A 20,947-nucleotide genomic window follows, 5' to 3' on the forward strand; every position below is an offset into this window, starting at 1 on the left:
CTGAGTATTATAAAGGGGTACATGGTCAGGAATATAAACTATCGGATATTCTCTAGCCAAAAAAGGACCGGGCGCTTTTTGCCCGGTTTTTCTTAATAAAGGAAGGTTTTAATTTGAAAAAATACGATGGTTTTTTAATTGATTTGGACGGAACAATGTACAGGGGAACGGAGCAAATCCATGAAGCAGTCGACTTTGTCAAAAGGCTGAAGGAGGAAGGTCATCCTTACCTATTTGTAACAAATAATTCAACAAGAACGAAGGAACAGGTTGCTGATAAACTCATTGAATTTGGCGTCCCGGCTGAGCCAGGACAGGTTCTGACAACAAGCATGGCAACCGCCCAGTTCATTAAGAATGAAAAGCCGGATGCCACGGTTTATTTTATCGGTGAAATCGGTCTTAAGCAGGCGTTATCGGAATCTGGATTAACATATGAAGAAAATGAACCGGACTATGTCGTCATTGGCATGGACAGGGATATCAATTATGAAAAGCTTGCGAAGGCATGCCTTGCAGTTAGAAAAGGGGCCAAGTTCTTATCAACCAACCCGGACATAGCGTTGCCAACGGAAAGGGGCTTCCTACCCGGTAATGGGTCCCTCACTTCGGTGGTCAGCGTATCAACAACCATTGATCCCCTTTTTATTGGCAAGCCCGAACCAATAATTGTTGAACAGGCGCTCAAAACAATAGGGACAGCAAAAGACAAGACACTTATGATCGGCGATAATTATAATACAGATATTCTTGCAGGCTTGCGGGCCGGAGTGGATACGTTACTCGTCCATACCGGCGTAACAACAAGAGAGGCAATGGTCAATGAAAGAAAGCAGCCGACATTTGCGCTTGATTCTTTAAGCGAATGGGTGTTTTAATCGTTCTGATCACGATTACTGTGGGCCAATCTGCTTGAAGATGCCGCTGCAATCGCTCCAACAATATCATCAAGAAAGGTATGGCATTCCCCTGATGATTTATCATTTAGCTTTTCTAATATCCCTGGTTTTTTCTTATCAATGTAGCCATAATTGGTAAAACCAATAGACCCATAGACATTGACAATTGAAAGGGCGATGACTTCATCTATTCCATAAAGACTTTCATCACGTTTTAACATATCCAGAAGCGGTTCTTCAATCATCCCTTTTTCAGTTAACCGGTCGAGTTGAATGCCGGTTAATATGGCGTTATGGACTTCACGCTTTGTGAGAACCGCGTTAACATGTTCAAGACATTGCTCCTTCGTTAAATAAGGGTGGTATGGCTTTTGTAAAAATAAAACGAGTTCGGCGATATCCTCATTAGTCACACCGCGTTCTTTCAACCACTTTCTGGCTGTTTTCTCTACAACATCAGTCAAAGATGCACACCGCCTTTTTTTTCTCTAGGTTATGTTCTACACCTTATGTTTATTCAAACGCTAAGATATGGTTCATTTCCATTAGGCGACGTCATAAACTAATAAAAGAAGCTTGGATTAGAGTGGATAAAGAGGGTGAAATGGATGCTTGTGCCTTTTATTTATGAACAATATGGTCTGCTATGTGAGCAGGATGAAAGCAATCGGTCATCGGGTTTATTGTATGGCAATGACAGTCTCTTTTTATTTCTAAAGAACCATTTTTACCTGCAGGATATGAGGGCTCTGGCTGGTTTGACCCATTCATTGAGACTTCAGGGCGAGGAAGATATTGCGATGATGATACCCGACTTGCGAGGGGAGTACGTCACAACTTTTCAAGGGGTGCCCGTTGTTTTATTGTCTGTGTCAAATGATTCGAGGAAAAATGTTCAAATGCCCGAAGAACTAGCTGGTTTCCATAACCGAAGTACGCTGGCTGCCGCAGAACAAGCGGAACACAGCTCCTATATGAATGGGACGACATATTGGGCGAAACGGATAGATGACTTAAGAAACCAATATTATCAAAGCCTTAGACAAGAACAGCTTTCACCATTTAAAGCACGCTTTATGAGTGTTTTTCCATACTTTTCAGGGCTGGCTGAAAATGCGATTCAGTATATGACCGATCTAAGAATTGATAAAGGCTTGATTGAACCGCCTGCTGTATGTCATTATCGTTTTTCTAATGAAACATGGGGCAGATCCGGCAAGAGGGTCAAAAACCCGGCTGATTGGGTGATAGATCATCCTTCTAGAGATTTAGCTGAATGGTTAAGGCGCTCCGTTTGGAATGGCCAAATTCAAACTGAACAGCAACTTATCGACTTTTTGAATCAATATCATCAAGAACGGGAGATTACATCGCATACGAAAGCGATGATTTACGGCCGATTATTGTTCCCAATCCCCTTTATTGAAATAGCGGAGGAATACTTTGCATTGGACGGGGAACGGGACGAAGAACAGTGGTGCGGCAAGCTTGAGGCTTGTATATCAAGAACGGAAAGCTATGTAGCCTTTTTACGCTGGTATTCAGATCGTGTTTTTCATGATGTTAAAGTCGTTGACTGGCTTAGCTAACTTAGTTAATCATTAAGTATGGTTATGCTCCTCCACTTCGTTTTGTCGCAAGGCAGCAAAGAAGCTGATTCAAGCAGTAGCCTTTCTGACGTACATAAGTGCACTGGCTAAAGACGTAACATCCTGTTACAACGCCAGTACTAGCACGTCCTGTGCGTCGCAACTACGCCTCTGTCTTCGCCAAAGGCTCGCCAATCGGCGAGTTTTCTTTATGCGGCTTCTTTGCTCTTTAAAATCAGCTATGAGATGATAATAGAAAGCTGAAGGAGGCATGTAACTTGAACAAGCCAAAGGTGTATATCACAAGAAAATGCCCTGAAGACAGTATCAAACGCCTCAAAAATATAGCTAATATAAAGATGTGGACGGATGAGTTGGAGCCAGTGCCCCGCGATATTTTGTTAAATGAAGTAAAAGATGTTGATGCGGTATTGACCACGCTGTCTGAAGACGTTGACGAGAGTTTTTTTAGTCATGCCAATAAGTTGAAAGTGGTTGGTAATCTTGCTGTCGGCTATGACAATATTGATGTTAAGGCAGCTGAACGGCATGGGATTACAATCACCAATACACCGGATGTTTTGACAGAAACGACCGCCGATTTAGCTTTTGCTTTAATGATGGCTGTAGCCCGCCGGATTGTTGAAGCGTCAGATTATGTCAAGAAGGGGCAATGGAAAAATTGGGGGCCTCTTCTGCTGGCCGGGAAAGATCTGCACCATAAAACCATTGGTATTGTCGGCATGGGCCGGATTGGGACAGCTCTTGCCAGGAGGGCCAAAGGCTTTGATATGGACATTCTATATCATAATCGATCGAGGGATGAAATGGCAGAAAAGACCCTCGGAGCCGTATACGCACCGTTTGAGGATGTGTTGGAAGCAGCGGATTATGTTGTATGCCTGACGCCATTGACGGCAGAAACTAAGGGGCTGTTTGATGGTAAAGCTTTTGAGCTTATGAAGCAGGATGCTATTTTTGTTAATGTCTCCCGAGGGCCAGTTGTGGATGAACAGTCGCTTTACAAAGCCCTTGTGGGCGGGAAAATTGCGGGAGCAGGATTAGACGTCTTTGAAAAAGAGCCGATTTCTTCCGATCACCCGCTTTTATCATTAGACCAGGTTGTCGCCTTGCCGCATATTGGCAGCTCAAGTATGGCAACACGCTATAAGATGATTGATTTGGCATGCTGGAACATCGCGAAAATTTTGGAAGGGAAACCGGCCGTGACGCCGGTCAAAAGCCGGGAGTAATCAGCCTGGCTTTACACTTCCTCGAGGGTTTTATATTTTGATGTCAAAGTGTTCTTTGACATCAGCAAATATTTTGGATTTGGTGATTTAAGGAACAATGGTGATTCTTGTTGGGCAGCAATGTAATATATGGGATACAAGGCGATATATTTGAACCACCTGTAAAATCGGTTGGAAGTAGGCAAAATGTCAAAGCCCAGCCGGTCCGCCCCCTTATATAACATTGTAATGCCGACAATGCCTTTGATTTGATGATTCTTTTCATGATTATAGATAAATTCAGACAACCCTGGCATTGCTTGCTGCATTTGCCTGTATATGAATCTTGCTCTCTTTATTTGCCCCTTTATTTCTTTTAATTCTTTTAACAGTAAAACATTGTGCAGATGGATCTTAATCATGACGTCATTTTTTCTTATCTTAGTGCCATCAGATAAAAGAACATCCTTTCCTTTATAGCGAACTAATTTGATCCTAAGGATGCTGGTTTGGCGCTCGCCGAGATAAGTCAGTCTGGTAAATGCAAAATACAAAGGATCAAAAAAAGCCCATATAGAAATCATATAACATCTCACTTTTCCCATGTATGTCGCCTCGCATAAAATAAATTTATGTTCCCCGCAATCTAACGGCTTTAGTTTCTCCCTATTTATCATTTCATGCTGTTTATTTTTTATTTATACTTTAAAAATATTAAAGTTCGCTAACGCGAAAAAGAGGAATAAAGTAGAGGAATAAAGTATAAGTACAACTAAGGCTTCCGCCATTAAAGGCGCGGGCGATACCAAGTTTTCTTTAGTTAATCAGAAAGTATAACTTTCTGACGCACATAAGTGCAACTACGCCTCTGTCTTCGCCAAAGGCTCGCCAATCGGCGAGTTTTCTTTATGTAAAAAAGACGTAAAAAAGTCCTTCGACCAACAACTGCTGGTTAAAGGACTTCATATGGTCTATGACTATTGGCTATAAAGATGCGCTAAGTCGCATTAAAAGACTTGTTCTAATTCTCTAACGCCAGGTACTTCTTCAAGCAGTGCGCGCTCTATGCCAGCTTTTAACGTAATCGTCGAGCTGGGGCAGCTGCCGCATGCACCCATTAAGCGAACCCTGACAACGCCATCTTCAACATCAACAAGCTCGACATCCCCGCCGTCACGTAAAAGGAACGGGCGAAGCTTTCCGAGCACTTCTTCAACTTGTTCACGCATTGCGGATGACCCCTTTCATCATGCCTTATGTCTTTATTATAATATTTTATTGAAAAAAAAGCTACGGTTGGCCCTTCAGAAAAATTCACCAAATACTTTAAGTATGGACCATTGTTAGTGTAAAATAAAAGTAAGATAAAAACAACTTATATGCTAATTAAATGGGAGGGACCTCCTGATGGATAACAAAATGGAAATGACGGTGTATGGTGCTGAACAGGCTTGCCCAAGCTGTTTGCATTCTCCTTCGTCTCGGGAAACGATGGAGTGGATCCGGGCAGCCATTCAAAGAAAATACCCGGATAGTTCAATATCAATTCGTTATGTTGATATTAATCAGCCTGAGACTGATGAAGATAAAACATTCACTGATAAGATTTTAAATGATGAGCTTTTTTATCCACTTGTTGTTACTAACGGAAAGGTCATTGGCGAGGGAAATCCAAGGCTCAAAACAATTTTTCAAACGATTGAAGAAAACGGTTTTAAATCCGCTTAAATTCTGCGAAAAAAACAGGAGCCTCCAGAATTAGAACTGGAGGCTCTTGTTTTTTTACCCATTATGATAACGATAGACCCAAAGAAGGCCTGACTTTAACAGCCTTGCGACGCGTCCTGTAACAGGAGTGCCCATCAATAATGCGAAGCCTTTTTTCTTACCTAATGATCCCATAATACCCTTAAGTTTAATTGGAGACAGATTAGGGAGTTCTTCACCGCTCCACCCCGCTTTAAGCACTTCATAAATTTGGTCGCCTTGAATTTCAGCAAGCTGAGCGCTTGGAGCATGTTCTGAAGCAGCACAATCGCCGACAACAAAGACATCAGGATTATTAGACAAATGATGATGATCCGTGACAACAGCACGGCCGTTACGGTCCTTCTCGATCTCGAGCCCGCGGACAAGATGATGAGCTTGAATGCCAGCAGTCCATACAGTCGCATCCGTTTCTACAGGCTCATCCTTATTATAGAGAATACCCGGTTCGACTTTGGTGATATTGCTGCAGTTAACAATATCAACGCCATTTTCCGTAAACCATTGTTGAACATAATGGCTAAGACGCTCGGGAAAAGGCGATAAAATCCGTTCGCCGCGGTCAAACAATTGAATTTTAACATCCTTTCGGCTTTCACGAAGCTCACTAGCGACCTCAATGCCGCTCAGACCGCCGCCGACGATGGAGACAACACTGTTTGTCGGCAGGCATTGCAAAACCTGAGCCGTTTCCCGAACCGCCCGTATTGATTGGATGCTCAGAGTGTGTTCTTTGGCGCCAGAAATGCCATGGTATTTATCCTCACAACCCAAACCAATAACCAATTTATCATATGACAGGGATTCATTACCCATTAATACTTGTTTATTATTAAGGTCAATCCCGGTTATCTCATTGTTAACAATCGTTAACTGAGGATGTTCAGGAAAAGCAACGCGCACGTGTTTATCAGAAATTGTTCCAGCAGCTAAAGCGTAATATTCTGTTTTCATGCAATGGTATGGTTCGCGGTCAATAAGTGTGACATGGAGATCCTCCGGAAGCTTTCCAGAAAAAAGATGCTGCATGATTCGCATACTTCCGTATCCGCCGCCTAAAATAAGTAAATTCTTCATCAGTTAATATCCTTTCTATTGCACATTTATCCCATAAAAAAGTATATCGAACTGTTCACATAATCACAAGATTTCCGGTGATAATTTTAATATCCGGTTCTTTCTTATTGACGCGAGATCCACTCTGACGTTAGTATAATGAAGAGGTGAGCCCTTAATGAAACCAATTATTGAGTTTTGCATGAGCAATCTCGCCAGCGGCTCGCAAAAGGCATTGGAACTTCTTGAAAAGGATCCCAACCTTGATGTTGTTGAATATACATGTCTTGGAAATTGCGGGTTATGTTATGAAGGCCCATATGCCCTTGTCAATGGTGAGTTTGTTTCAGGAGAGACGACTGATGATTTAGTTAATAATATTTACGATTATCTTGAAGAAAATCCAATGTTTTAAAAAATAGATATGATAGCAAGGCACCGCGGTTGTTTGCGGTGCTTTTTTAAAAAGACTCATCTTACGGGGGGAGCAATATGTTTGATTTTAACCATACGTGGCCATATGAGAAGGTAATGGAAGACCTTTATTTTAATGAATGTCCGTTCTGCCGGGAATCGTCCGTTATGCTTAATATAAAAAGTGACGCGATAAAAGAGGCTTTTGACGGAGTGAAAACACACGTTGTCATGCCATGCTGCCATGAAAAACTTGTTATCGTCAGCATGGATGACGACTATATCTGGTCTGACCGGTGTTTAAGATAGAATAGGGGGCTGCTAAAAATGGTAAAAAACATTCCTTTTACTAAAATGCATGGACTTGGCAATTGCTACATTTATATAGATCTAATTAGCCGTCCGCTTGAGATGGGGACCTACGCCGAAACAGCGGTGAAGGTGGCTGACCAGAATACGGGGATCGGTGCGGATGGCATGATCCTTATTTTACCGTCAAATAAGGCGGATGTTTTCATGCGCATATTTAATAAAGATGGATCGGAAGCAAAGAATTGCGGCAATGGCCTGAGATGCGTGGCCAAATATGCCTTTGAACATAACCTTGTAAAGGAACAGAAATTTACGATTGAAACGTTAGGCGGGATTGTCGAGGCTGAAATTATATTAGCAGGACAGCATGTTGAACGTGTCACGATCGACATGGGGGCGCCAATTCTTGAAAGAAAAAACATTCCGATGGCAGGAAACCCCGTGGGCAGGCCAGTGATTAAGGAATCCGTGTTCCTCGAAGGAAAAGGTTATTCGGTCACAGCTGTTTCGATGGGAAATCCTCATGCATTGTTTTTTGTAGATAATATCGAAGAAGCACCTATACACGAGTTAGGTCCAATTCTCGCTGATACCCACCCGCTGTTCCCCGAAGGTGTAAATGTAGGTTTTATTGAAGTTTTAACGGATAATACTATTGAATATCGGGTTTGGGAAAGAGGATCAGGCATAACACAAGCATGCGGGACTGGGGCTTGTGCAGCCGTTGTGGCAGGCATTCTGGAAAATCGGCTAAAAAAGGACCAAAACATAACGGTTCATCTAAGCGGCGGTGATCTGGATATCATATGGTCATCGGATACAGAGCATGTACTAATGACAGGTGCAGCCACAACCATTTGCGAGGGGACTTTTTACTTGTAACATCTATCCAAAGCTTGTTTTCTTGAGGTAAGCCTCTATTGGGGATATAATATTAGGAAAGAATGGAGGAGGAATGAGCTTCATGATTTTAACATTAACAGAAGCCGCAAATCATCGCGTGAAGGAAATGATGGCTGAACAAGAAGGTGACAACCTGTTCCTTCGTGTCGGTGTTAAGGGCGGCGGATGTACAGGACTTACCTATGGCATGGGTTTTGATACTGAACTTAAGGAAGATGATTTATCCTTTGAAGATGATGGCGTCAAAGTGGTTATTGATAACGAAAGCGCACCGCTTTTAAGAGATGTGACGATAGATTTCAAGCAAAATATGATGGGCGGGGGCTTTAAGATCGACAACCCTAATGCCATGGTCACTTGCGGCTGTGGTTCGTCATTTAAAACAGCGACTAATGCCGGCACGCCGTCGAAGGATTGTTAATAGAAAAGCGAAAAAGCTTTCCGATTCCGGAAAGCTTTTTTAATTTCCCTTATCTTCTTGGCCTTGTCGGTTCTTGGCATAAAACTCTGAATATAAAAGGATTTTTTCCATGTCTTTGTAAAAACTCTGATCTCTAACGATGAACAAACGGCAGCCCAGTGTCCTCGCGTATTTCCTTAACTGATGAATTTTCACCTTAATTAAAGGATCATTTTTGTCCTTCCGAAGGCAGAGAACGGCAATCCTCAAACGGGGCAGGAGAAGGTCGGCAGTGAAAGGACCCAAGGGCTCATTCATTCTTGCTTGAATACCCCTCATTTTAAAGGTTTCATATAAATAACGTTGATTGGGAGTTATCCCCGATTGTCGCCCCTCTACTGTAAGAGGAACATTGTTATCGGTTGGGCTCTTCTTATTTAACAAGTTTTTAATTTTTTTAAAGATGTCTATTATCCACATTATTCATCACCACAAACAGTCTTGACAAATCATTGCTATCATATGCTTTAGAAATTTGTTGGACTGGATATTCATGCTCACTTTTGCCAAAAGGTGATGAATGCCAGAGTGGAGATGTTAGTATTTTTAGTATCACTTATATTCTCGGTAGAAAGGGGCAAACTAACGGAAACTTTCAGCACATTCATAACATCGAAGGGCTTGAAAAATAAACGCAAAAGACATATTATTGGTATTAGTTCAATAAGGCTGAAGAAATTAGTGAAATTCATCACATAGCCTTATAATTCGAAATATTTGATAAAATATCATATCAAAAAGGTGGAAGTGATACTATTGAGTAAGCCAAAAATTCTTATTCTTGGCGCCGGCTATGGCGGAATGATGAGTACAGTTCGATTGACCAAAGAGCTAAGTGTGCAGGATGCGGAGATTACATTGGTCAACAAACATAATTATCACTATCAGACAACATGGCTTCATGAGGCAGCAGCGGGTACCATTCACCACGATCGCACCAGGATGCTGATTAAGAATGTTATTAACACGAACCGCATTCATTTTGTTCAAGACACAGTTAAAGAAATTAAAAAAAATGAGAAAAAAGTTATCATGGAAAATGGTGAACTTGATTACGATTATCTTGTTATTTCACTTGGGTTCGAATCAGCAACATTCGGCATCAAAGGATTAGAAGAAAATGCCTTTAGCATTCGCAGTGTTGATACGTCGCGAAAGATCCGAGAACATATCGAATATCAATTCGCAAGCTATCACCACGACAATGATAAAGATGATGATAAGCTTAATATTATCGTCGGCGGTGCGGGGTTCAGCGGAATTGAATTTGTAGGGGAGCTGGCAAACCGTGTGCCTCAGCTCTGTCGTGAATATGATATCGATCGTGATAAAGTCCGTCTTATTAATATCGAAGCGGCACCATCAGCCCTTCCTGGATTTGATAAGGAACTTGTCGATTATGCCTTTAATTTGCTGCAAAGCAAAGGTGTAGAGTTCAAGCTCGGCACCATGATCAAAGAGTGCACGGAAGACAGTGTCATTGTCGGTACCAAAGACAGTGAAGAAACAGATGAAATTAAAGCGGGTACGATTGTATGGACAGGCGGTGTTCGTGCTAACTCCATCGTTGAAAACTCCGGCTTCGAAACAAACCGGGGCAAGGTTCCGGTGAATGACGATCTTCGCGCTCCTGACGATGATCACGTCTTTGTTGTCGGTGACTGTGCATTGATCATGGATCCCGAATCAGGCCGTCCATATCCGCCAACTGCACAAATTGCCATTCAAGAATCTTACACATTGGCAAGAAACATGAAGCATCTGCTTAATGGTGAACCTACTGAGAAGTTTACTTATAAATCCAAAGGAACCGTTGCTTCACTCGGTCACGGAGATGCGATTGGAGTAGTATTTGGAGATAAGAAGCTTAAGGGTACATCTGCGGCAGCAATGAAAAAGGTCATCGACGACCGCTATCTTTTCCTTCTCGGTGGACCTGGATTATTACTTAAAAAAGGCAAGTTGAAATTGTTTTAGTCAAACAAAGCAAGGGCTTTAATCGGGCCTTTGCTTTTTTTTCTGGTATCATCATTTGGCCCCCTCCTTTCTACCTAATTATTTACATAAATATCAATATGATCCAAATCAAAGCCCGAAATTCACAAGTAAGGGAGAGAAAGGTCTTTCATGAGTGTGATGAACACCCTGAAGCGGTAAAAAATCGGTAGAAAGGTCTTTCATAACAGAGATGAAGACCCAAAGCCAATAAATAAGCCCAGGCCTTCGTAAGAAATGGTAGAATTTATTTGGAAAAGTAGAATAAATACGAGGGGAGAAAATCAAACTAACAATGGGACAAGAGCATTGGTGATATAACTAAATTTTCAGAATTAGAAAATAGCAGTAAATGAAAAGAATAAAGCGTATTTGAAAGATGAATTCGCTTACATCTTTATACAAGGCTCAAATTGTGCCTTTCCAAGACAGCAAAAAACTGATATTATTATCTGAAAATTCGAAAGGGGAGTGTGCTAAATGAGAAAGTCTGATAATAAGTTGAATCAGTGTCCATATTGTAAAGGTATAGGGTATTTTCAACTTCTTCTCGGCGGGTCGGAAACCTGTGACCATTGCTCTGGTACAGGCAAAAGCTCGTAGTTATCCTCCCCGGAGAAGTGCATGAGAGCGATCAAGGGTGTGAGAGGCGAACATCGCTTTTCACACCTTATTTGCTATAGGTTCGTTTGACGATCCATGCCTTTATTAGTACTATAAATAGAGAGGAGTAGCGTTTTCAGTACGGTTTCTTTGTTAGGGGGATCACAGGGATGTTCTTGCCTCAATTAATTATATCCATGCTGCTATTTATGGTCTTATTTTTCGGAATTGGTTTTATTATTAATATGTTATTGAAGACATCTTGGGTGATGGCCGTTTGTTATCCATTTATTGTTATCATTATGATCGATAAATTATCAACCTGGGAATATGTCATAAATCCGGGAGAGTCATTTTCCGCCCTTGGCGCAAGGCTTGCATCATTGACATCCGTTGACATTTTGGTTTTGGCTATGGGTTTCATCGGCGCAATTATAGCGGGCGTTGTCATTAAAATGCTCAGGGTAAGAGGCTACCAAATGTTTTAACAGCAATCCTTTAATTTAAAGGGTTGTTTTTTTTAGTTAATAAAGTATAAACTTTCTTACACACATAATTGCGTCAGCTCCTCTATGTATATTTTTCCTAGATTAGGGTGAAAAATAGACAGGAGGAGAGTGAATGTATTGAAAACAACTCGGAGCGTCATGAGAAGGACAATTATGGCGATTCTCTTCATAGCTGCCATTCTTACGACACTTTATACTGTTACGGGTCTCCAGGCGAATGATATTATTAAGTGGATCACCCATAATCAGCAGGGTAAAGAAACCGGCAGGGCAGGCCATTTGTCTATAAAACAGGCACATGCGCGGGAACCCTTTGATAAACGAGATTTTAAAAAATATCCTTCACATGAGGTTGTAGCAACCGGTTATACTGCCGGCATAGAATCAACCGGAAAAACCAAAGACGATCCATCTTTCGGTATTACATACAGCGGTGTCAAGGTTCGCAGGGATCTGTATTCTACTGTGGCTGCCGATCCGGACATTTTCCCAATTGGCACTGTATTGTTTATCCCAAATTACGGTTATGGTGTTGTCGCAGACACCGGATCTGCAATTAAAGGCTATGAGCTTGATCTCTATTATCCAACGGTAAAAGATGTATATGAACGCTGGGGGAAAAGAACATTAGATGTCTATGTCATTGAAAAAGGTGATGGCAGTTTGACAGAAAATGTGATGGAAGCCCTTAATAATACCAAAACACAGCAAGTATTTGAGCGGAATTAAAAAAGGGGTTCTGACCTTTTTAGGGTCAGCCCCTTTTTTGCGCAATCTTAATCAATGCATCTTCATCTAGAAAGGCGGGGAAAACATTTGGATGCAAAAGGGCTGCAACTTTGCGAAGGCCGATCAATAGCCGGGGTGAAGGGCGGCAAAAGTAGGGTTCTTCTAAAACGTGTATATTTCCCTTAGCAATAGCCTTCATTTTATCGGTATTTTCCCTTTTTAAAACAAATTCAGGTTTAACCTTATGACTGTCGACACCGACCCAGATCATACAAATATGGTCCGGCTGCTTTTCAACAACATCATCCCAAGTTGTTTGAACACTGGCCTTCTTGTATTGTCCATATACATTCTTAGCGCCGGCAAGTTCGGTGATTTCTGTTAACCAATTCTCTCCTCCAGGGGTAAAAACGGGTTTTGGCCACCATTCCCAATATACTTTCGGTTGGGAGACAATCATTTTAGCTTCTCTTCGATAAAAATTAATCGTCTCGCTGTAAACTTTGACTATTTCTTCTGCGAGATCTTTGGTATCAGTTAATTCACCGAGTGTGATGAGGTCATCTGCAATATCCTCAAGAGAATTTGGATTTAATGTTATATAGGGCAAGCCGCGTTCTTTTAAGCCTTCAATATTCTTTTCCATTCCTGGGACAGACAGCGAAGCAACAACAAGGTCGGGCCGAAGCGCTTCTACTTTATCCAAATCAATTGACAAATCGGGTCCCAATCTCGGCAATGTCCTGATCTCATTTGGCCAATCAGAATAATTATCAACGCCGACAACATGAGGGATTAAATTTAGGTAAGCTAATAATTCCGTATTACTAGGACATATCGAGACAATTCGCATGCTATCCCACCTTTTGCAAACGTTTCAGAAACTTAGCAACACTGCACTATTTCCTATGTTATAGTATAGCAGGTCATGATGGCAAACAATTTTGTATTATAGGTTATGAAAATAAAAAGGAGGAGAAGCTGTCCGAAAAGTGCATGCTAAGACATAAAATCAGCGCCTTCAGCGACTAATTATGACAAATTTATATTAAAACTATAAAAGGGACATAACGATGCTAGGCATTTTCAATCTTGAATGATAAACTTAAATGATGATGAAAATGTTAGTCTTGCCGCGAAGCAGACGGCAAGGCTTAAAGCAGTGCTTTAGAAAGGAGCAAGCAGTGTGTGCGGATTTGTCGGATATATTTCAAATAAACTATTAGAACCAAATGAGCACGGACAAAATTTAATGATTGAAAGAGCTAATATCATTACCCATAGAGGACCGGATGACGATGGTTTTTATACGGATGATACAGTACAACTTGCATTCCGCCGGTTGAGTATCATTGACCTTGAGGGGGGGCATCAGCCGCTCGCTTATGAAGATGAACGTTATCATATTATTTTTAACGGTGAAATTTACAATTATCTCGAGTTAAAAAAGGATTTAGAAGATAAAGGCTATGCATTTCAAACAACATCAGACACAGAAGTGATCTTGGCCCTCTACGCTGAAAAAAAGGAAGAGGCTGTTAAATATTTGCGCGGTATGTTCGGCATTGTCATTTGGGACAAGGAAGAGCAAAAGCTTTTTGCCGCAAGAGATCCATTCGGTATTAAACCGTTTTATTATATGGAAACAAACGACGGAACGTTTTTTGCGTCAGAGAAAAAAAGCTTGTTGCTTGGTGAAGATACAGATCCTGTTTCTAAGGAAGCTTTTCAGCAATATTTGACATACCAATTTGTACCGGAACCTCTGACTATGTCCAATAATATTCAACGTCTGGAACCTGGACATTACCTGACCAAAAAGGTTGGTGAAGGCATGCAGGTTCAGCCTTATTGGAAACCAAGTTTTCACCCTGTCCGGCAAACACTTGATGACGCCAAACAGAAGATTCAAAACGTCCTAAGGGATTCTGTGAAAATCCATATGCGAAGCGATGTTCCGGTTGGTGCTTTCCTATCCAGCGGGATTGATTCGACAAGTATTGTTGCTCTAGCTAAGGAATTCCATCCTGCGATTAAAACGTTTACTGTAGGCTTTGAAAGGGAAGGATACAGTGAAATCGATATCGCCAAGGACTCAGCGGAAAAGCTTGGTGTGGAGAATATTCATACTGTCATAACCCCTGAGGCATTTATAGAAGAACTTCCCCGCATTATTTGGCATATGGACGACCCTGTTGCTGATCCTGCAGCGGTACCGCTCTATTTTGTTGCCAAAGAAGCAGCTAAGCATGTGAAGGTCGTTTTATCTGGAGAAGGTGCGGATGAACTTTTTGGCGGGTATAACATATATCGCGAGCCGCTTGCACTTAATTGGTTTAATCAAGTGCCAAAGCCTGGTAAGTGGATGTTGAAAAAGCTTGCGGAACGACTCCCGGAAGATGTGAAAGGCAAAAGCTATCTGATTCGCGGCTGTACCCCGATTGAGGAACGATATATCGGCAATGCGAATATGTTTGATGAAGATGAGAAAAAGTTTGTTATGAAACAGCATCATAACGGCACACATTTTACAAAGGTAACAGCACCGATTTATCAACAGGCGGCGGGTTATGCTGATGTTGAAAAAATGCAGTATGTCGACATTCATACATGGATGCGCGGGGATATTCTAGTCAAAGCTGATAGGATGACAATGGCACATTCGCTGGAATTAAGGGTGCCATTCCTTGATAAAGAGGTCTTTGAAGTGGCTAAATCCATCCCTGCATCACTGAAAACAGCGCAAAAGACAACCAAATTTGCTTTAAGGGAAGCGATGAGAGGGATTGTTCCGGATTCTATTCTTTTTAGGAAGAAGTTAGGATTTCCTGTTCCGATTCGTGTCTGGCTTAAGGACGAACTCTATGATTGGGCAAGGAATCTCATTCAGAGCAGCGAGACTGACGATATGGTTAACAAATCCTATGTGCTAAAACTATTGGATGATCATAAAAACGGAAAGCGGGACAACAGCCGGAAAATCTGGACCGTTCTGGTCTTTATGCTATGGCATCAAATCTATATTGAAAAGTCTGTTATTGTTCATCAAAATAGTGCATTGTCCAATGTAGGGTGTTAGAGAAAGAAGGCGCTTCGGCTTTTCATTATTTTTCGACCTCTACTGGCAAATTATTTCCCGGGACATGATGGGAGATGACATAAAATTAGCTGATCTTATTAAACAAAGGCCCATATCATGCAAAGGATGTTCTTTGTTTTCTGGCATACCCTATGTTATACTTTAAAAGTTAATAAATCGTTTAGGAGTTGTTTTCATGTCGGAGAATTATAACGTTGGCGACATCATCGAGGGGAAGGTAACGGGAATTAAGCCTTTTGGGGCTTTTGTTGCTATAGATGATAAACATCAGGGGCTAGTTCATATATCGGAAGTCGCTCATCAATATGTTAAGGATATTAATGAGTTTTTAAAGGTAGGGGACGTTGTTAAGGTTAAAATTTTGACTATTGATGAAGATGCAGGGAAGATTTCTTTATCAATCCGAGCAACAGAACCGAAGCCTGAAACTGAAGTGAAACGCCCGAGCGCGCCAAAAAGCAATACCAAAAATCAATCCGCAAGTAAACCCGGCTTTAATACATTAGAGTCAAAACTGAAAGATTGGTTAAAAGAATCGAATGAACGCCAAGCGCAATTGAACAAGCGCTTAAAGAAATAAGAAGGTCCCCTAAAATAGGGGCCTTCTTTTTAGCTTAACCAGTTTTATCGGGGAGTAGGCTCCGCATCTGTCTCAAGCTCTTCGGATGGTTTGAAGAGCAGTGTTAAACAATATAACGCGCTTAGTCCAACGATACCGAAAATGATACGGGATATGGCGGCGCCTTGTCCACCGAAGACGGCTCCGATCAGATCGTATTGGAAAAAACCCATAAGTCCCCAGTCTAACCCGCCAATGACGAGAATTGCAAGTGCAGTGCGCTGTAAGCCACTCATAAAAGTGTGCCTCCTTTAGAACCTAATATTTTTCTATATTATGTTTCCATTAATAATAAATAGTATTCATCAAAGAGTTATTTAAGGAATATAAGCAGGGGATTTTACATTTATTAAGTTCAGAAGGATAATGATATCGGGAGGTTGATTAAGATGAAGAGCTTTTCATATCATAACCCAACGAAGCTTATTTTTGGCAAAGGGCAAACCAAAGCTTTGCAAGACCAAATTCCTCAATATGGTCAAAGAGTTCTTGTTGTCTACGGAGGCGGGAGCATTAAGAATAACGGTATATATGATCAAGTTATAGAAAACCTAAGGGCAGTTAATGCTGAGGTCTATGAATTGTCCGGTGTTCAGCCTAATCCTCGTCTGGAGACAGTGCGAAAAGGCATAGACATTTGCAAGAAGGAAAACATCGATATCGTCCTGGCTGTAGGAGGGGGCAGTGTGATTGACTGTTCTAAGTCCATTGCCGGCGGTGCTACTTATGATGGTGATGTCTGGGATCTTATTACTAAAAAGGCTGTTTTAGAGGATGCATTGCCACTAGGGACTGTGTTAACGTTAGCCGCGACAGGCTCTGAAATGAATTCAGGTGCTGTTATTACGAATTGGGAAACCCATGAAAAATACGGCTGGGGCTCACCGCTGCTCTTTCCGAGGTTTTCTATTCTTGATCCTGAGAACACTTTTACTGTACCAAAGGATCAGACCGTTAATGGTATCGTCGATATGATGACACATGTGCTTGAGCAATACTATCATAACGAACCTAATGCACCGCTTCAAGACAGAATGTGCGAGGCTGTGTTGATGACGGTGATGGAAACGGCGCCTAAGCTGTTGAAAGAACTTAATAACTATGACTACCGGGAGACCATTCTATACAGCGGAACCATTGCATTGAATGGGATGCTGCAAATGGGAACCAAAGGCGACTGGGGTTCGCATAATATTGAACATGCCATCTCAGCTGTTCACGACATCCCTCATGCCGGCGGTTTGGCTATCATCTTCCCGAACTGGTTGAAAGTAACGATGGATAAAGGATTAGATAAGAGCAAACAGTTAGCCGTCCGAATATTTGGGGTCGATCCAGAGGGCAAATCAGACCGGGATATTGCAATGGAAGGCATTGAGCGGCTTAGACAATTTTGGACAAAAATCGGAGCGCCCGAGACGCTTGGCGACTACCACATCGGTAAGAAATCCATTGACACCATTTCTGAAAAGGCAATGGCTAGAGGTTCTTTTGGCGGCTTTTATTCAATGGAAAAAGAGGATGTCACGAAACTTTTGACCATGTGCTTGTAGGGGATGCAATACCTGCTTAGTCAATTGGATATAATATATGAGAGGATTACCAGTAAATACGGTCCTCTCTTTTTATGTGTGTCTTGAATAAGTACAAATCGTTTTGTAGAGTAAAGAAGAAGAACTTACATATTGGAGGCTGTTAAGATGAACAAAAGAGTAACTTTTGATTACAGTAATGCATTGGCTTTCTTTTCCCAGCATGAAATAGATTACTTATCCGGGGCTGTTCAGGCAGCACATGAAGCCTTGCATAATGGGACAGGCGCAGGCAACGACTTTCTTGGCTGGCTTGATCTGCCAACCGGTTATGATAAAGAAGAGTTTAACCGGATCAAGGCATCGGCCGAGAAAATCAAAAAGGACTCAGATGTCCTGATTGTTATTGGCATCGGAGGGTCATACCTGGGTGCCAGAGCCGCCATTGAAATGCTTAATCATTCATTCTATAATTTGCTGGACAAACAAGATCGGAAAACACCGCAAATCTTTTTCGTCGGCAACACCATAAGCTCCACATATACGAAGGAGCTGTTTGCCATCCTGAAGGACAAGGATGTTTCTGTTAATGTGATATCCAAGTCTGGGACAACGACTGAACCGGCCATTGCTTTCCGTCTTTTCCGAAGCTTCCTTGAAGAGAAATACGGTAAAACTGAGGCAAGAAAGCGGATCTATGCCACAACAGACAAAGAAAAAGGTGCTTTGAAGACACTTGCAAATAATGAAGGCTATGAGTCCTTTGTCATCCCTGACGATGTCGGCGGCCGGTATTCCGTATTAACCGCTGTCGGTTTACTGCCGATCGCTGTGAGCGGCGTTAATATCGATGACATGATGATCGGCGCACGTGATGCCCAAAAAGATTTCAGTTCTGCCAGTCTTTCAGATAATCAAGCTTACCAGTATGCAGCAGCTCGCAATGTTCTTTATAATAAGGGGAAATCAATTGAGCTTTTAATCAACTATGAACCGGGACTTCATTATTTTGCGGAATGGTGGAAGCAGCTGTTTGGGGAAAGTGAAGGTAAGGATCATAAAGGTTTATATCCCGCCTCGGCAGATTTTTCTACTGATTTGCATTCTCTTGGCCAGTATGTTCAGGAAGGCCGGCGTCAATTGATCGAAACAGCTTTGTTTGTTGAAGAGGCGCGCGAGGAAATCACTATTGAAGAAGATGAGGATAACCTTGACAAACTGAATTACCTTGCAGGCGAAACAATGGACTTTGTCAATAAGAAGGCATTCGAAGGCACACTTTTGGCACATACTGACGGTCAAGTGCCAAATCTTGTCGTTAATATTCCAGATCTAACCCCATATTACTTTGGATACCTTGTCTATTTCTTTGAAAAAGCGTGCGCAATGAGCGGTTATCTTCTTGGGGTTAATCCATTTGATCAGCCTGGCGTTGAAGCATATAAGAAGAACATGTTCGCACTCCTTGGGAAACCGGGATTCGAAACTGAAAAGGCTGAGCTTGAAAAACGTTTGAAATAGCAGCCGGCAGGCCTCACCGCTTATAAACGGTGAGGCTATTTGTATGTTATAATCGGGCTTTGCAGACAATAACTTAAAAAAGGAGTTGTTTGCATGAAAACAATTGATTCACGGCTCTCAGGGCAAGAATTTTCTTTAATTGAGCTTGAGAATAAATTAAAACCGCTTGGTTACGTCATTGGCGGGAATTGGGACTATGATCACGGCTATTTTGATTATAAAATAAAAGAAGATGAGGGCTATATTTATTTGCGGCTTCCTTTTCAGGCCATTAATGGAATGCTTGATCAGGACGGGGCAGTCGTCAGTTTAGGTGAGCCGTTTATTTTAAGGCATAAATATCGTAAAGGACCTGATGATCATGTCGATGTCGGCAGTGTGACAGCGTCAATTAATCAATTCCAAACACCGGTCGAAAAAGATGCCGGTTCTGATAAATATTTGGGTGTCGGGCGCGAACTTGTTAATAAGCTTGAAAGTGAACTAATGTCTCAGTGATTCAGAGATGGCACGTGTTGTGATTTGACTCGTGTGAATAAGCTCGTCAACGCCCGCGCGAACGGCGTTATCGGACTGGCTCATCGTTAATATTTCAGCAATAACATAGATATCAGGATGCAGTCCTTTAGCAGCAAGGGTGGTCATAATCGTCACCATGTCCGCCTCTCTTTCTTTCCTATTAGGATCAGCTGTAATGATTAATTGCTTTGCCTGAGTTATGTTCGCCCTCACCAAGGTTTCGTCCTCATATGATGATCCTTTTACAAATTGAAGGTTACTTATTGGGGAAGCATCCAAGGAATCATCGATCAGAACGATTTGGTAAGGAGTTCCCCTTGCGTGAATCGCCTTAATAAGCTGGCTTGCACGCTCATTCCAGCCAACAATGATCATATGATCAGCTCCTTTATAAAATGCCTTGCCCTGATGTTGTTTTAATTGGACCGCCATCACATTCTGTGCCAATTTAGTCAGGAAGTAAGTAATAAATCCAGCGCCTAAAAAGATAAAAAAGATACTAATAATTTTCCCATAATTTGTTTTTGGAACAAAGTCTCCGTATCCGATTGTTGCAAAAGTTACAACCGCCCACCAAATGCCATCAAGAATCGTTTTAAATGAATTTGGCTCAATGATGTGCATGAAGATCCCGATGCCAACGATGAGGAGTAAAATAATAATGATCAGACGCAAAAGCTCAGGTAATCTAAAGTAATAGGATTTGAGTCGTTCCCAATCCAATTTTTCACCCCCTATGAATTATCATCATTATTGCCAAGCATAAGTTTTCTAGACGAATGATTTGGGTATGGAATGATTGTTAGGAGAGAGGAGAAGCAAATGAAAAACAAAAAGCCATCAGTATTTGTAAGATTTATAAATATTGTACTAAGTATTGTTCAAATTATTTTAGGTCTGTTTATTGTTTTAAAGCTTTTCGGGGCGGCCAAAGTCCCCTTTGTCAGCTGGATTAACTCACTTGCAGATCCGCTGTTGAATCCATTCAAGGGTATTTTCGATCCTGTCACCTTCAGCGGCCAATACGTATTGGATCTATCGGCTGTTTTTGCGCTGATTGTCTACAGTGTCATTGGTTATATTTTAATAAAAATATTCGGTTCAATTGGCAAAGGATAAACGTTTTTAAAAGGCAGGCCCAAAAAGCCTGTCTCTCCTTTTTTAAAAAATACCATTGACGATTAAACA

At 41.6% G+C, this 20,947-nt stretch carries 25 protein-coding genes; 18 read left to right on the plus strand and 7 right to left on the minus strand.

Annotation, left to right across the window (positions count from 1 at the left end; genetic code table 11):
- Window positions 1-113: 113 nt before the first annotated feature.
- Window positions 114-878 (plus strand): TIGR01457 family HAD-type hydrolase, encoded by a 765-nt coding sequence (locus tag EV207_RS12945; RefSeq protein ID WP_132746578.1) that lies wholly within the window; start codon window positions 114-116, stop codon window positions 876-878.
- Here the strand turns inward: EV207_RS12945 and EV207_RS12950 are convergent.
- Window positions 875-1,363, minus strand: coding sequence for a phosphatidylglycerophosphatase A family protein (locus EV207_RS12950; RefSeq protein ID WP_132746579.1), 489 nt, complete (start codon window positions 1,361-1,363; stop codon window positions 875-877). The two genes, EV207_RS12945 and EV207_RS12950, sit on opposite strands and share 4 nt — an antisense overlap.
- 144 nt (window positions 1,364-1,507) lie before the next feature.
- Between EV207_RS12950 and yutH the strand changes: the two genes are divergently transcribed.
- Together yutH and EV207_RS12960 are read left to right on the plus strand one after the other, a co-directional pair.
- On the plus strand, window positions 1,508-2,488 hold the full coding sequence (yutH, locus tag EV207_RS12955) for a spore coat putative kinase YutH (protein WP_132746580.1): 981 nt from the start codon (window positions 1,508-1,510) through the stop codon (window positions 2,486-2,488).
- Window positions 2,489-2,766: 278 nt separating this feature from the next.
- Window positions 2,767-3,741: a 2-hydroxyacid dehydrogenase gene (locus EV207_RS12960; protein WP_132746581.1), complete on the plus strand. Its 975-nt coding sequence runs from the start codon at window positions 2,767-2,769 to the stop codon at window positions 3,739-3,741.
- 11 nt (window positions 3,742-3,752) lie between these two features.
- Here the strand turns inward: EV207_RS12960 and EV207_RS12965 are convergent, their stop codons facing one another.
- Window positions 3,753-4,325, minus strand: a complete 573-nt coding sequence (locus EV207_RS12965; RefSeq protein WP_243647060.1) for a YkoP family protein — start codon at window positions 4,323-4,325, stop codon at window positions 3,753-3,755.
- A gap of 402 nt (window positions 4,326-4,727) precedes the next feature.
- Window positions 4,728-4,949, minus strand: a complete 222-nt coding sequence (locus EV207_RS12970) for a NifU family protein (RefSeq protein ID WP_132746582.1) — start codon at window positions 4,947-4,949, stop codon at window positions 4,728-4,730.
- 178 nt (window positions 4,950-5,127) lie between these two features.
- On the opposite strand from EV207_RS12970, the gene EV207_RS12975 reads away from it, so the two are divergent.
- A complete protein-coding gene (locus EV207_RS12975; RefSeq protein WP_132746583.1) occupies window positions 5,128-5,448 on the plus strand; it encodes a YuzD family protein in 321 nt (106 codons plus the stop codon).
- 54 nt (window positions 5,449-5,502) lie between these two features.
- Here EV207_RS12975 and EV207_RS12980 read toward each other — a convergent pair whose 3' ends face one another.
- A complete protein-coding gene (locus EV207_RS12980; RefSeq protein WP_132746584.1) occupies window positions 5,503-6,564 on the minus strand; it encodes an NAD(P)/FAD-dependent oxidoreductase in 1,062 nt (353 codons plus the stop codon).
- A 157-nt stretch (window positions 6,565-6,721) separates the two neighbouring features.
- On the opposite strand from EV207_RS12980, the gene EV207_RS12985 reads away from it, so the two are divergent.
- The 8 genes from EV207_RS12985 to EV207_RS13015 all read left to right on the plus strand — a co-directional run bounded on the left by EV207_RS12985 (window position 6,722) and on the right by EV207_RS13015 (window position 12,468).
- Window positions 6,722-6,958 carry a YuzB family protein gene (locus EV207_RS12985; RefSeq protein ID WP_132746585.1) on the plus strand — a complete coding sequence of 79 codons (237 nt, stop codon included), beginning with the start codon at window positions 6,722-6,724 and terminating at the stop codon, window positions 6,956-6,958.
- A gap of 77 nt (window positions 6,959-7,035) precedes the next feature.
- Window positions 7,036-7,266, plus strand: a complete 231-nt coding sequence (locus tag EV207_RS12990) for a hypothetical protein (protein ID WP_132746586.1) — start codon at window positions 7,036-7,038, stop codon at window positions 7,264-7,266.
- 18 nt (window positions 7,267-7,284) lie between these two features.
- Complete coding sequence (dapF, locus tag EV207_RS12995; RefSeq protein ID WP_132746587.1) at window positions 7,285-8,151, plus strand: diaminopimelate epimerase; 867 nt, start codon at window positions 7,285-7,287, stop codon at window positions 8,149-8,151.
- Between the two features lie 73 nt (window positions 8,152-8,224).
- A complete protein-coding gene (locus EV207_RS13000; RefSeq protein WP_165886937.1) occupies window positions 8,225-8,593 on the plus strand; it encodes a HesB/IscA family protein in 369 nt (122 codons plus the stop codon).
- 795 nt (window positions 8,594-9,388) lie between these two features.
- Entirely contained in the window at window positions 9,389-10,609 is a 1,221-nt protein-coding gene (locus EV207_RS13005) for an NAD(P)/FAD-dependent oxidoreductase (protein ID WP_132746589.1), read from the plus strand.
- Between the two features lie 498 nt (window positions 10,610-11,107).
- Window positions 11,108-11,230: a YuiA family protein gene (locus EV207_RS23085; RefSeq protein ID WP_165886938.1), complete on the plus strand. Its 123-nt coding sequence runs from the start codon at window positions 11,108-11,110 to the stop codon at window positions 11,228-11,230.
- A 170-nt stretch (window positions 11,231-11,400) separates the two neighbouring features.
- A complete protein-coding gene (locus EV207_RS13010; protein ID WP_132746590.1) occupies window positions 11,401-11,718 on the plus strand; it encodes a YuiB family protein in 318 nt (105 codons plus the stop codon).
- 159 nt (window positions 11,719-11,877) lie between these two features.
- Window positions 11,878-12,468 carry a 3D domain-containing protein gene (locus tag EV207_RS13015; protein ID WP_132746659.1) on the plus strand — a complete coding sequence of 197 codons (591 nt, stop codon included), beginning with the start codon at window positions 11,878-11,880 and terminating at the stop codon, window positions 12,466-12,468.
- A 25-nt stretch (window positions 12,469-12,493) separates the two neighbouring features.
- On the opposite strand, the gene EV207_RS13020 is transcribed toward EV207_RS13015, so the two are convergent.
- Complete coding sequence (locus EV207_RS13020; protein WP_132746591.1) at window positions 12,494-13,321, minus strand: cobalamin-binding protein; 828 nt, start codon at window positions 13,319-13,321, stop codon at window positions 12,494-12,496.
- Window positions 13,322-13,654: 333 nt separating this feature from the next.
- On the opposite strand from EV207_RS13020, the gene asnB reads away from it, so the two are divergent.
- A complete protein-coding gene (asnB, locus tag EV207_RS13025) occupies window positions 13,655-15,547 on the plus strand; it encodes an asparagine synthase (glutamine-hydrolyzing) (RefSeq protein ID WP_132746592.1) in 1,893 nt (630 codons plus the stop codon).
- Window positions 15,548-15,743: 196 nt separating this feature from the next.
- Window positions 15,744-16,148 carry a S1 domain-containing post-transcriptional regulator GSP13 gene (gene yugI, locus EV207_RS13030; RefSeq protein WP_132746593.1) on the plus strand — a complete coding sequence of 135 codons (405 nt, stop codon included), beginning with the start codon at window positions 15,744-15,746 and terminating at the stop codon, window positions 16,146-16,148.
- 44 nt (window positions 16,149-16,192) lie between these two features.
- Here yugI and EV207_RS13035 read toward each other — a convergent pair whose 3' ends face one another.
- The gene (locus tag EV207_RS13035) at window positions 16,193-16,423 is read right to left on the minus strand and encodes a DUF378 domain-containing protein (RefSeq protein ID WP_132746594.1); all 231 of its coding nucleotides are present in this window, start codon (window positions 16,421-16,423) and stop codon (window positions 16,193-16,195) included.
- Between the two features lie 153 nt (window positions 16,424-16,576).
- On the opposite strand from EV207_RS13035, the gene EV207_RS13040 reads away from it, so the two are divergent.
- The 3 genes from EV207_RS13040 (at window position 16,577) to EV207_RS13050 (ending at window position 19,738) form a co-directional block, all read left to right on the plus strand.
- Window positions 16,577-17,740, plus strand: coding sequence for an iron-containing alcohol dehydrogenase (locus EV207_RS13040; protein WP_132746595.1), 1,164 nt, complete (start codon window positions 16,577-16,579; stop codon window positions 17,738-17,740).
- Window positions 17,741-17,887: 147 nt separating this feature from the next.
- Entirely contained in the window at window positions 17,888-19,240 is a 1,353-nt protein-coding gene (locus EV207_RS13045) for a glucose-6-phosphate isomerase (RefSeq protein WP_132746596.1), read from the plus strand.
- 93 nt (window positions 19,241-19,333) lie between these two features.
- On the plus strand, window positions 19,334-19,738 hold the full coding sequence (locus EV207_RS13050; protein WP_132746597.1) for a YugN-like family protein: 405 nt from the start codon (window positions 19,334-19,336) through the stop codon (window positions 19,736-19,738).
- Here the strand turns inward: EV207_RS13050 and EV207_RS13055 are convergent.
- Window positions 19,724-20,482, minus strand: a complete 759-nt coding sequence (locus tag EV207_RS13055; protein ID WP_132746598.1) for a potassium channel family protein — start codon at window positions 20,480-20,482, stop codon at window positions 19,724-19,726. The two genes, EV207_RS13050 and EV207_RS13055, sit on opposite strands and share 15 nt — an antisense overlap.
- A gap of 99 nt (window positions 20,483-20,581) precedes the next feature.
- On the opposite strand from EV207_RS13055, the gene EV207_RS13060 reads away from it, so the two are divergent.
- Window positions 20,582-20,878: a YggT family protein gene (locus tag EV207_RS13060; RefSeq protein ID WP_132746599.1), complete on the plus strand. Its 297-nt coding sequence runs from the start codon at window positions 20,582-20,584 to the stop codon at window positions 20,876-20,878.
- Window positions 20,879-20,947 lie beyond the last annotated feature (69 nt).

The sequence above is a fragment of the Scopulibacillus darangshiensis genome (assembly GCF_004341035.1).
In the GTDB taxonomy this organism is placed as follows: domain Bacteria; phylum Bacillota; class Bacilli; order Bacillales; family Sporolactobacillaceae; genus Scopulibacillus; species Scopulibacillus darangshiensis.